A 12,856-nucleotide genomic window follows, 5' to 3' on the forward strand; every position below is an offset into this window, starting at 1 on the left:
GAAAATGACAGAAATGCTTAAAGGAATCGCAGCATCTGATGGTGTTGCCGTTGCAAAAGCATATCTACTCGTTCAACCGGATTTGTCATTCGATACTGTTTCAGTCGAAGATACAAACGCAGAAGAGGCTCGTTTGGATGTAGCTCTTGAAGCTTCTCAAAACGAGCTTTCTCTTATCCGTGAGAAAGCTGTAGGTACGCTTGGTGAAGAAGCGGCTCAAGTTTTTGACGCTCATTTGATGGTTCTTGCTGACCCAGAATTGATTGGTCAGATTAAAGAAACAATCCGTGCTAAGAAAGTCAATGCTGAAGCAGGTCTTAAAGAAGTGACTGACATGTTCATCACTATCTTTGAAGGTATGGAAGACAATCCATACATGCAAGAACGTGCAGCGGATATCCGCGACGTTACAAAACGTGTATTGGCAAACCTTCTTGGTAAGAAATTACCAAACCCAGCTTCAATCAATGAAGAAGTAATCGTGATTGCGCATGACTTGACACCATCTGATACAGCTCAATTGGACAAAAACTTTGTAAAAGCTTTTGTAACAAACATCGGTGGACGTACAAGCCACTCAGCTATCATGGCACGTACACTTGAAATTGCAGCTGTATTGGGAACAAATAACATCACTGAAGTAGTGAAAGACGGTGATATCCTTGCCGTTAACGGAATTACTGGTGAAGTCATTATCAACCCAACAGATGAACAAGCGGCAGAATTTAAAGCAGCTGGTGAAGTTTATGCTAAACAAAAAGCTGAGTGGGCACTTTTGAAAGATGCTCAAACAGTGACTGCTGACGGTAAACACTTCGAGTTGGCAGCTAACATCGGTACTCCAAAAGACGTTGAAGGTGTTAACAACAACGGTGCAGAAGCTGTTGGACTTTACCGTACAGAGTTCTTGTACATGGATTCTCAAGACTTCCCAACAGAAGATGAGCAGTATGAAGCATACAAGGCTGTTCTTGAGGGAATGAATGGTAAACCAGTGGTTGTTCGTACAATGGATATCGGTGGAGATAAGGAACTTCCTTACTTTGATATGCCACACGAAATGAACCCATTCCTTGGATTCCGTGCCCTTCGTATCTCTATTGCCGAAACTGGAGATGCAATGTTCCGTACACAAATCCGTGCCCTTCTTCGTGCTTCTGTTCATGGTCAATTGCGTATCATGTTCCCAATGGTTGCCCTATTGAAAGAATTCCGTGCAGCTAAAGCAGTCTTTGATGAAGAAAAAGCAAACCTTCTTGCTGAAGGAGTTGCAGTTGCGGATGATATCCAAGTTGGTATCATGATTGAAATCCCTGCAGCAGCGATGCTTGCAGACCAATTTGCTAAAGAAGTTGACTTCTTCTCAATTGGTACAAACGACTTGATCCAATACACAATGGCAGCAGACCGTATGAACGAGCAAGTTTCATACCTTTACCAACCATATAACCCATCAATCCTTCGCTTGATCAACAACGTTATCAAGGCAGCTCATGCTGAAGGTAAATGGGCTGGTATGTGTGGTGAGATGGCTGGTGACCAAAAAGCTGTTCCACTTCTTGTCGGAATGGGCTTGGATGAGTTCTCTATGTCAGCAACATCTGTACTTCGTACACGTAGCTTGATGAAGAAATTGGACACTGCTAAGATGAAAGAGTACGCTAACCGTGCCCTTACAGAGTGTTCAACAATGGAAGAAGTCCTTGAACTTCAAAAAGAATACGTTAACTTTGATTAATCGAAAAGTCCTTGCAACTTAGTTGCAAGGTTTTTTTATAGTTTAAAATCAGAAAATCTATTAACTAGTTCATAAAATGCTTGACAATAAAAAAAAATTGGAGTAGAATATTAACTAGTTAAATAACTAGTTAAGGAGTTTTTATGAAGAAACAAAATTTGTTTTTAGTGTTGTTAAGTGTCTTTCTTTTGTGTTTAGCTGCTTGTGGCCAAAAGGAAAGTCAGACTGGGAAAGGGATGAAAATTGTGACCAGTTTTTATCCTATCTACGCTATGGTCAAGGAAGTATCTGGTGACTTGAATGATGTTCGGATGATTCAGTCAAGTAGTGGAATTCACTCCTTTGAACCTTCGGCAAATGATATCGCAGCTATCTATGATGCAGATGTTTTTGTTTACCATTCTCATACGCTCGAATCTTGGGCAGGAAGTCTAGATCCCAATCTTAAAAAATCCAAAGTGAAGGTTTTAGAGGCTTCAGAGGGAATGACTTTAGACCGCGTCCCAGGGCTAGAAGATGTGGAAGCAGGGGACGGAGTTGATGAAAAAACGCTCTATGATCCTCACACTTGGCTAGATCCTGAAAAAGCTGGTGAAGAAGCCCAGATTATCGCTGATAAACTTTCAGAGGTGGATAGTGAGCATAAAGAAACTTACCAGAAAAATGCGCAAGCCTTTATCAAAAAAGCTCAAGAATTAACTAAGAAATTCCAGCCTAAATTTGAAAAAGCGAGTCAGAAAACTTTTGTAACACAGCATACAGCCTTTTCTTATCTTGCTAAGAGATTTGGATTAAATCAACTTGGAATCGCTGGTATCTCTCCTGAACAAGAACCAAGTCCAAGACAACTAACAGAAATTCAGGAATTTGTTAAGACCTATAAGGTTAAAACGATTTTTACAGAAAGTAATGCTTCTTCAAAAGTAGCTGAAACTCTTGTCAAATCAACAGGTGTGGGTCTTAAAACACTGAATCCTTTAGAGGCAGACCCACAAAATGACAAGACCTATTTAGAAAACCTGGAAGAAAATATGAGTGTTCTAGCAGAAGAATTAAAGTGAGGAAAGAATGAAAATCAATAAAAAATATGTGGCGGGTTCAGTGGCAGCACTTGTTTTAAGTGTCTGTGCTTATGAACTAGGTTTGCACCAAGCTCAAACTGTAAAAGAAAATAATCGTGTTTCATATATAGATGGTAACCAACCAAGCAAAAAGGCAGAAAATTTGACACCTGATGAAGTCAGTAAAAAAGAAGGTATTAATGCCGAGCAAATTGTTATCAAGATTACGGATCAAGGTTATGTGACTTCTCATGGAGACCATTATCATTACTATAATGGCAAGGTTCCTTATGATGCTATCATTAGTGAAGAACTGCTGATGAAAGATCCAAATTATCAGTTGAAGGATTCAGACATTGTCAATGAAATCAAGGGTGGTTATGTGATTAAGGTAGACGGGAAATACTATGTTTACCTGAAAGATGCAGCTCATGCGGATAATATTCGAACAAAAGAAGAAATCACTCGTCAGAAGCAAGAACACAGTAGTAATCACGGAGGAGGTTCTAACGATAATGCGGTAGTCGCTGCTAGAGCTCAAGGCCGCTATACTACTGATGATGGTTATATCTTTAATGCCTCTGATATCATTGAGGACACGGGTGATGCCTATATCGTCCCTCATGGTAATCACTTCCACTATATTCCTAAGAGTGACTTGTCTGCCAGTGAATTAGCTGCAGCTCGAGCCTTCTTATCTGGAAAAACTAATCAACCAAGCTCAGTTGGGTATCGTCCGTCAACAAATTCCTCTAACAGTAGCTCATCAGAGACATCGAATAGTAGTTCATATGGACAAACAAATCATAGTAAAGTTGAGACAAACACCAGAAGATGGATTCCAAGTGTTAGCCCACAGGTGGATAATAGTTATCAAGCAAATTCAAGTGAAGACGTATCTACTCTCTTGAAACAACTTTATGCCTTGCCGCTTAGTAAACGACATGTGGAATCAGATGGACTTGTTTTTGATCCAGCTCAGATTACAAGAAAAACTGCGAATGGTGTTGCAGTGCCACACGGAGACCATTATCACTTTATCCCTTATTCTCAAATGTCTGACTTAGAGCAGAAGATTGCGAGAATGATTTCTGAAAATTATCAAGGAAATCATACTACTGCAGGTGGTAAAGAATTAAAACCAATTCCGACTCCAAGCCTTCCAAATCCAATTCCATCTCCTGTTTTGCCAGCTCTTAGCTTAAAACCTTTGAAACCTATTGTAAAGCCGGCTCCTACTCCAAATCCTAAAATAGACTCAAATTCTTCTTTGGTTAGCCAGCTGGTACGAAAAGTTGGAGAAGGATATGTTTTCGAAGAAAAAGGAATCTCACGCTATGTCTTTGCGAAAGATTTACCATCTGAAACTGTTAAAAATCTTGAAAGCAAGTTATCAAAACAAGAGAGTGTGTCACATACTTTAACTGCTAAAAAAGAAAAAGTTGCTCCTCGTGATCAAGAATTTTATGATAAAGCATATAATTTACTGGCCGAGGCTTATAAAGCTTTGTCTGAAAATAAGGGTCGTACTTCTGATTTCCAAGCTTTAGACAAATTAGCAGAACGTTTGAATGATGAATCTTCTAATAAAGGAAAATTGGTAGATGATTTATTGGCATTCCTAGCACCAATTACTCATCCAGAGCGACTTGGCAAACCAAATTCTCAGATTGAGTATACCGAAAATGAAGTCCGCATTGCTCAATTAGCTGATAAGTATACAACTTCAGATGGTTACATTTTTGACGAACATGATATTATCAGTGATGAAGGAGATGCCTATGTAACGCCTCATATGGGACATAGTCACTGGATTGGAAAAGACAGCCTTTCTGATAAGGAAAAAGCTGCAGCTCAATCTTATACTAAAGAAAAAGGAATTCTACCTCCGTCAGCAGACGCAGATGCTCAAGCAAATCCAACTGGAGATAGTGCAGCGGCTATTTACAATCGTGTGAAAGGGGAAAAACGAATTCCACTCGTTCGACTTCCATACATGGTTGAGCATACAGTAGAAGTTAAAAATGGTAATTTGATTATTCCTCACAAGGATCATTACCATAACATTAAATTTGCTTGGTTTGATGATCATTCATACAAGGCTCCAAATGGCTATACCTTGGAAGACTTATTTGCGACGATTAAGTACTATGTTGAACATCCTGATGAACGTCCACATTCTAATGACGGATGGGGAAATGCCAGCGAGCATGTCTTAGGTAAGAAAGACCACAGTGAAGATCCCAAAAAGAACTTCAAAGCGGATGAAGAACCAGTAGAGGAAACACCTGCTGAGCCAGAAGTTCCTCAAGTAGAGACTGAAAAAGTAGAAGCCAAGCTTAAAGAAGCAGAAGGTTTACTTGCTAAAGTAACAGATGCTAGTCTGAAAGGCAATGCGACAGAAACCCTAGCTGGTTTACGAAATAATTTGAGTCTCCAAACCATGGATAATAATGGTATCATGGCAGAAGCAGAAAAATTACTTGCGTTGTTAAAAGGTAGTAATCCTTCGCCTGTAAATAAGGAAACAACAAACTAATGAAAAATGGGAGTCTCGATAAAGAGGCTTTCATTTTTATTATGTATATACGAAAAATTCTTGACAAGCAGTACTAAAAGGAGTAAACTATTAACTAGTTAATTAACTGGTTTATTGTTTTATAGTGAATCAAATAGAGTTAAGAAAAGAGGAAAGAATGAAAATCAATAAAAAATATCTAGCTGGGTCAGCAGCTGCACTTGTTTTAAGTGTCTGTGCTTATGAACTAGGTTTGCATCAAGCCCAAACTGTAAAAGAAAATAACCGTGTTTCATACATTGATGGCAACCAACCAAGCCAAAAGGCAGAGAACTTGACACCAGATGAAGTTAGTAAGAGAGAGGGAATCAACGCCGAACAAATCGTCATCAAGATTACGGATCAAGGTTATGTGACCTCTCATGGAGACCATTATCATTACTATAATGGCAAGGTTCCTTATGACGCTATCATCAGTGAAGAACTGCTGATGAAAGATCCGAATTATCAGTTGAAGAATTCAGACATTGTCAATGAAATCAAGGGTGGCTATGTCATCAAGGTAGACGGGAAATACTATGTTTACCTTAAAGATGCAGCTCATGCTGATAATGTTCGCTCAAAAGAAGAAATCACTCGTCAGAAGCAAGAACACAGTAGTAATCACGGAGGAGGTTCTAACGATAATGCGGTAGTCGCTGCTAGAGCTCAAGGCCGCTATACAACGGATGATGGTTATATCTTTAATGCGTCTGATATTATAGAAGATACAGGCGATGCCTATATCGTTCCTCATGGCAATCATTTCCACTATATTCCTAAGAGTGACTTGTCTGCCAGTGAATTAGCTGCAGCTCGAGCCTTCTTATCTGGAAAAGGTAATCAACCAAGCTCAGTTGGCTATCGTCCTTCGACAAATTCTTCTAGCAGTAGCTCATCAGAGACACCGAATAGTAGTTCATATGGACAAACGAATCAAAGCAATGTTGAGGCAAATACCAGAAGATGGACTCCAAGTGTTAGCCCACAAGTGGATAATAGCTATCAAGCTAGTCCGAGTGAAGACGTATCCAGTCTCTTGAAACAACTTTATGCCTTGCCGCTTAGCCAACGACATGTGGAATCAGATGGACTTGTCTTTGATCCAGCACATATTACAAGAAAAACTGCGAATGGTGTTGCAGTGCCACATGGAGATCATTATCACTTTATCCCTTATTCTCAAATGTCTGATTTAGAGCAGAAGATTGCAAGAATGATTTCTGAAAATTATCAAGGAAATCATACTACTGCAGGTGGCAAAGAATTAAAACCAATTCCGACTCCAGTCCCTGCTCCAGAGCCCAACCCAATACCAAGTCCACAACCTGTACCAAATCCTCAACCAACTCCAAGCAATCCAATTGATAGAAAATTAGTAAAACAGGTGATTCGAAAGGTGGTTGATGGTTATGTCTTCGAAGAGAATGGAATTTCGCGTTATATTTCTGCCAAGGAACTTTCAGCAGAAACTGTTGCAGCCATTGATGATAAACTTGCCAAACAAGAAAGTTTGTCTCATGAGTTAGGAGCTAAGAAAACCAATCTTGCATCTGGTGATCAAAAATTTTACAACAAAGTTTATGATTTACTAGCAACAGTTCACCAAGATTTGATTTCCAATAAAGGGCGCCAAGCTGATTTTGACGCTTTGGATAGACTATTGGAACGTCTCAACGATGAGTCAAGTGATAAAGTCAAGTTAGTTGATGATATCCTTGCTTTTCTAGCGCCGATTCGTCATCCAGAACGTTTAGGAAAACCAAATGCACAAATAGCTTACACAGATGATGAGATTCAAGTAGCCAAGTTGGCAGGCAAGTATACAACAGAAGATGGCTATATCTTTGATCCTCGTGATATCACCAGTGATGAGGGGGATGCCTATGTAACTCCGCATATGAGCCACAGTCATTGGATTAAGAAAGAAAGTTTGTCTGAAGCTGAAAGAGCAGCAGGTCAAGCTTATGCTAAAGAGAAAGGTTTGACGCCTCCTTCAACAAATCATCAAAGTTCAGGAAATACTGAGGCTAAGGGAGTAGAAGCGATTTACAATCGAGTAAAAGCAGCTAAGAAGGTACCACTTGACCGTATGCCTTACAATCTCCAACATACTGTAGAAGTTAAAAATGGAAGTTTGATTATACCTCATTATGACCATTACCATAACATCAAATTTGAGTGGTTTGACGAAGGACTTTATGAGGCACCTAAGGGGTATAGTTTAGAAGAGCTATTTGAAACTGTGAAGTATTATGTCGAACATCCAAATGAACGTCCGCATTCAGATAGTGGTTGGGGCAATGCGAGCGATCATGTTCAAAGAAACCACAATAGTCAAGCTGCTAACAATCAAACAGAGAAACCAACAGAGGAGAAACCTCAGACAGAAAAAATTGAGGAGGAAAAACCTCGCGAAGAAAAACCGAAAAATGAGAAAGCAGAATCTCCAAAACCAAAAGAACCAGAGGAATCAGAAGAAGAATCACTATCGGAACCAGAGGAACATCAGGTTGAAACTGAAAAGGTTGAAGAAAAACTGAGAGAGGCGGAAGAGTTACTTAAAAAGATTAAGGATCCAATTCTTAAGTCCAATGCCAACGAAACTCTCACAGGATTAAAAAATAACCTGTTATTTGGTTCTCAGGACAACAATACTATTATGGCAGAAGCTGAAAAGCTATTAGTCTTGTTAAAGGAGAGTAAGTAACTATACAACTATTATAGAAGATAAAAAGGGAGCAGAATATGGATTCTGTTCTCTTTTTTGGCTCTTTGTCAACTGTAGTGGGTTGAAGAAAAGCTAAGCTCGAGAAAGGACAAATTTCGTCCTTTCTTTTTTGATGTTCAGAGCAATAAAAATCCGTTTTTTGAAGTTTTCAAAGTTTCGAAATCCAAAGGCATTGCGCTTGATAAGTTTGATGAGATTATTGGTCGCTTCTAATTTGGCGTTTGAATAGGGTAGTTGAAGGGCATTGACAATTTTCTCTTTATCTTTGAGGAAGGTTTTAAAGACAGTATGAAAAAGAGTATGAACCAGCTTAAGGTTGTCCTCAATGAGTCCGAAGAATTTCTCCGGCTCCTTATTCTGAAAGTGAAACAGCAAGAGTTGATAGAGATGGTAGTGGTGTTTCAAGTCCTCTGAATAGCCCAAAAGCTTGTCTAAAATCTCTTTATTCGTCAAGTGCATGCGAAAAGTAGGACGATAAAAACGTTTATCGCTAAGTTTACGACTATCCTGTTGGATGAGTTTCCAGTAGCGTTTGATAGCCTTGTATTCATGAGACTTTCGATGAAACTGATTTATGATTTGGACGCGCACACGACTCATAGCACGGCTTAGATGTTGTACAATATGGAAACGATCTAGAACGATTTTAGCACACGGAAAAAGTTTTCTAGCCAAGTCATAGTAGGGACTAAACATATCCATAGTAATGATTTTCACTCGACATCGGACTGCCCTATCATATTTAAGAAAGTGATTTCGGATAATAGCTTGTGTTCTACCTTCAAGAACAGCGGTGATATTGAGCTTTTCAAAATCTTGCGCAATGAAACTCATCTTTCCCTTTGTAAAGATATACTCGTCCCAGGACATAATCTGTGGAAGGCGAGAAAAATCATGTTTAAAGTGAAAGTCATTGAGCTTGCGAATAACAGTTGAAGTTGAAATGGACAGCTGATGAGCAATATCGGTCAAAGAAGTCTTTTCAATCAGCTTTTGAACAATTTTTTGATTAATGATACGAGGGATTTGATGATTTTTCTTTACTAGAGGAGTCTCAGTGACCGTCATTTTAGAGCACTGATAGCACTTAAAACGGCGTTTTTTAAGGAGAATTCTAGTAGGCATACCAGTTGTTTCGAGGTAAGGGATCTTAGACGGTTTTTGAAAGTCATATTTCTTCATTTGACTTCCACAATCAGGACAAGATGGGGCATCGTAGTCCAATTTAGCAATGATTTCTTTATGTGTGTCCCTATTAATAACATCCATAATTTGGATATTGGGGTCTTTAATGTCGAGTAGTTTTGTGATAAAATGTAATTGTTCCATATGATTCTTTCTAATGATAGTTTGGTCGCTTTTCATTATAGATGATATGGGACTTTTTTTCTACAACAAAATAGGCTCCATAATATCTATAGGGGATTTACCCACTACAAATATTATAGAGCCCAAAAAACGACATTTGGGATTTCCTTTTAGCGAAAAGGCTTTCTCTATGATATAATAGTTTCATGATTACAACAGTACCTATAAAAAATGAAAAAGATATCGCAGTACCTGATAAAACAGTTCTTGTATTAGGCTATTTTGACGGTATTCATAAAGGACATCAGAAACTTTTTGAAGTAGCTAGCAAGGCTTCTATGAAAGATTATCTTCCAGTTGTCGTGATGACCTTTACAGAGTCTCCGAAGCTCGCATTACAGCCTTACAAGCCAGAATTAATGCTTCATATTGTCAGCCATGAAGAACGGGAACATAAGATGAAATGGCATGGAGTAGAGGCTCTTTTCTTACTTGACTTTAGTAGTAAATTTGCTAGTTTAACGGGTCAAGAGTTCTTTGATACCTATGTTAGAGCATTAAAACCAGCGATTATTGTAGCGGGATTTGATTACACCTTTGGTTCTGATAAGAAAACTGTGGATGATTTGAAGGACTATTTTGATGGAGAAATCATCATTGTTCCTCCTGTTGAGGATGAAAAGGGGAAAATTAGTTCTACTCGTATTCGTCAAGCTATTCTTGATGGGGATGTCAGAGAAGCTGGTCATTTACTTGGCACTCCTCTACCATCACGTGGCATGGTCGTTCATGGGAATGCTCGTGGACGGACTATCGGTTATCCAACAGCAAACTTAGTTTTAAGAGATCGAACTTATATGCCAGCAGATGGTGTCTACGTAGTCGATATCGAAGTGCAGCGTAAAAGATATCGTGGAATGGCGAGTGTCGGGAAAAATGTTACTTTCGATGGAGAAGAGCCACGTTTTGAAGTCAATATTTTTGATTTTTCAGATGACATTTACGGTGAGACAGTCATTGTCTACTGGCTAGATCGTGTCCGAGAAATGGTCAAATTTGACTCCGTTGAAGAACTGGTAGACCAACTCCAGAAAGATGAAGGAATTGCTCGGAATTGGAAGGATGCTGAGTAGGAAATCGGAGTTTTATATAAAATTATCCATACTTTAGATTCTTATTTCTAAATAGAAAAAGTAGCCCTTTCCAGGCTACTTTTTTAAAACACGCGATACACGTAGGGATTTTCTGGTTTATCGACTTTGGTAAAGCTATCGATTTCCAAGGTTGGGAGGTTTTGTTTGAGTTCTTTATGATAGTGATTGACTAGTTTTCCTTTGGCTGTAATCCAGGTATTATTTTCATACTGACGGGTATTTCCCTTGGTCAGCAATCCATACACACCCGAATCTGCGATACAGTGAATAATGCCGAAGCGGAACAAAAATTGGCTATTGGCATGACTGGGGTCGTTATAGACAAAGCCTGTGAACTGGACTGTCTTACCCTCAAACTCATCTGGATAGTCGTAGATAGCTTCCATGACTTCCATATAGTTTTCGTTGGTGACCTGAATGCTATCTTTGGACAAGTATTTATCCGCCGCCATTCTCATTTCCTTTTCATAGGCTGTTTTTGAGAAATAAGAACTGGTATCTGGTTTCAAATATTGGCTTGTCGTCCCTTCGCTGGTCTGAATGGCTTGATCCGTTCCTTCCGATAAGGGGAAATGATAGCCTTTGGCAGAAACGGTCTGAGAATCCAAGCTAACAGTTGGAAAAGTTAAACCGACGACAATAGGAATAGCCAGAAGAGCAACACTAGTAACCTTCGCTAATCGGCTGTTCAGATGACTGTGGGTTTTGACTTGCTTCATCCAGATATACAATTGAACAATAGCCAAGATAAAGGAAAGTACCATGGAAATATAGGCCAGATAGGAATAGTGCATGTTGATGTACTGGTTTAATTTGCCCGACAGATGGAGATAAATGGTCAGTTCAAAATAGCCAGCTAAAACTAAAAATCGAATCATAGGATGACTCCAATCAAGAGAGAATAGACTAAAACGACCAGAGTTACAATCGTTATGAAGTGACTGATAAATCGTGCTTTCAAGTAATTTTTCATCATGAGAATATTTTTGATATCTAGCATTGGGCCAATAACGAGAAAGGCCAGAACTGGTGCCAAACCGAAACTCGAGAGAAGAGAAGCACCGATAAAGGCATCTGCCTCACTACAAAGTGAAAGAAGAAAGGCCAAAAGCATCAACAGCAAGATGGCAAAAAGAGGGGTCGCACTGATAGAAGTCAAAATGCGTGTCGGAACGTAGACCTGTATTATAGAGGCAAAGAGACAGCCAAATACCAAATAACGCCCCGTATCAAAAAATTCATCAATGGCCTGCACAAAGACTTGAAAAACTTTCTTTGCAGGGCTCAAGTGAGAAAAATCATGCTCATGACAGGCAAAACGATTTTCTTTTTGAATGGGTTCTTGCCAGAAAAATCCCAGAAAAATTCCTAGTATCACAGCTACAAGAATGGACCCCAGAGCTCGTAACAAGGCAACGTGAAAGGAGTTGCCAAAGGCAGAATAGGTCGCAAATAGAACAATGGGATTGATAACTGGTGCAGTCACAAGAAAGGGAACAGCCGTGTAACTGGGAACTTTCTTTTCCAGAAAACGATTGATAATGGGGACGATTCCACATTCACAAGAAGGAAAAAGCATCCCAACGAAGGTCCCAAAAAAGATTCTCCCCCAACGATTTCGAGGGAGAAGATGATAAACCTTGTCAGGTGTGATATAGACTTCAATCAGCCCTGAGACAATACTTCCTATCAGCACGAAAGGGAGGGCTTCAATGATAATGGAGAGAAAAATGGCTCCAGTCTGAAGCACACTAGATGGGAGTTGTTGGAAAGCAGTCATCTAGTTTTTCTTTTCTGCTTTGGCCTTTTTCTCTTTGTCATCAGGGAAAGTGACCTGCTTCAAATCTGGGAGTTTAGCAAACTCTTCAAACATTTTGTCCAAGTCGTCTCGTTTTGTAAATTTTACAGCCATAGGTGTACCTCGATTCTAAATTCTACCTCTATTATACTATTATTTTGAGGAAAAGGGAAAAGTTAAAATTGAGTATCTAACGAATAATAGAGCTTTATAAATCCTGATTAAGTCTGGTAGATTGAGAAAACTTGACAAAAAAAGTAGATAGTGCTAGAATAACATTAACGAAAGACATTTGAGGGCAGAAAGGTTCCTGCCGCACCTTGAAAAAGGTATCTGAGATGCTGGGTACACCGACCAGCCAAGTGTCCGTTATTTCAAAGGAGGGAGCTTAAATGCTCCTTTTTGTTTAAAAATTTCAAAAAAGATTATCCCCTCCGCAGGCTCAGGCATGCGATTTTTTATTTGCTCTGAAAATTGATTCGTTAACTTCAACAAATAGCTTTATAAAG

The 12,856-nt window shown here is 39.2% G+C and carries 9 protein-coding genes; 5 read left to right on the plus strand and 4 right to left on the minus strand.

Annotated elements, in window-relative coordinates:
- Positions 1-4: 4 nt before the first annotated feature.
- The 4 genes from ptsP to ACLV7W_RS05080 all read left to right on the plus strand — a co-directional run bounded on the left by ptsP (position 5) and on the right by ACLV7W_RS05080 (position 8,066).
- Entirely contained in the window at positions 5-1,738 is a 1,734-nt protein-coding gene (ptsP, locus tag ACLV7W_RS05065) for a phosphoenolpyruvate--protein phosphotransferase (protein WP_150923155.1), read from the plus strand.
- 143 nt (positions 1,739-1,881) lie between these two features.
- A complete protein-coding gene (adcAII, locus tag ACLV7W_RS05070; protein ID WP_120718790.1) occupies positions 1,882-2,799 on the plus strand; it encodes a zinc-binding lipoprotein AdcAII in 918 nt (305 codons plus the stop codon).
- Positions 2,800-2,806: 7 nt separating this feature from the next.
- Complete coding sequence (locus tag ACLV7W_RS05075; protein ID WP_411865545.1) at positions 2,807-5,338, plus strand: pneumococcal-type histidine triad protein; 2,532 nt, start codon at positions 2,807-2,809, stop codon at positions 5,336-5,338.
- Positions 5,339-5,495: 157 nt separating this feature from the next.
- Positions 5,496-8,066 carry a pneumococcal-type histidine triad protein gene (locus ACLV7W_RS05080; RefSeq protein WP_411865546.1) on the plus strand — a complete coding sequence of 857 codons (2,571 nt, stop codon included), beginning with the start codon at positions 5,496-5,498 and terminating at the stop codon, positions 8,064-8,066.
- A gap of 93 nt (positions 8,067-8,159) precedes the next feature.
- Here ACLV7W_RS05080 and ACLV7W_RS05085 read toward each other — a convergent pair whose 3' ends face one another.
- Positions 8,160-9,416, minus strand: coding sequence for an ISL3 family transposase (locus ACLV7W_RS05085; RefSeq protein ID WP_411865547.1), 1,257 nt, complete (start codon positions 9,414-9,416; stop codon positions 8,160-8,162).
- 185 nt (positions 9,417-9,601) lie between these two features.
- Between ACLV7W_RS05085 and ACLV7W_RS05090 the strand changes: the two genes are divergently transcribed.
- A complete protein-coding gene (locus ACLV7W_RS05090) occupies positions 9,602-10,528 on the plus strand; it encodes a bifunctional riboflavin kinase/FAD synthetase (RefSeq protein ID WP_411865548.1) in 927 nt (308 codons plus the stop codon).
- Between the two features lie 83 nt (positions 10,529-10,611).
- Here the strand turns inward: ACLV7W_RS05090 and ACLV7W_RS05095 are convergent, their stop codons facing one another.
- Genes ACLV7W_RS05095 through ACLV7W_RS05105 form a run of 3 tightly spaced genes read right to left on the minus strand, consistent with a single transcriptional unit; the run spans position 10,612 to position 12,461 of the window.
- Complete coding sequence (locus tag ACLV7W_RS05095) at positions 10,612-11,427, minus strand: TIGR03943 family putative permease subunit (RefSeq protein WP_411865549.1); 816 nt, start codon at positions 11,425-11,427, stop codon at positions 10,612-10,614.
- Positions 11,424-12,329: a permease gene (locus tag ACLV7W_RS05100; protein WP_060628173.1), complete on the minus strand. Its 906-nt coding sequence runs from the start codon at positions 12,327-12,329 to the stop codon at positions 11,424-11,426. The genes ACLV7W_RS05095 and ACLV7W_RS05100 overlap by 4 nt, the downstream gene beginning before the upstream one ends.
- Positions 12,330-12,461, minus strand: a complete 132-nt coding sequence (locus tag ACLV7W_RS05105) for an SPJ_0845 family protein (protein WP_000268685.1) — start codon at positions 12,459-12,461, stop codon at positions 12,330-12,332.
- Between the last annotated feature and the right edge of the window lie 395 nt (positions 12,462-12,856).

It is taken from the genome of Streptococcus mitis (assembly GCF_965111735.1).
Lineage (GTDB): Bacteria > Bacillota > Bacilli > Lactobacillales > Streptococcaceae > Streptococcus > Streptococcus mitis_DR.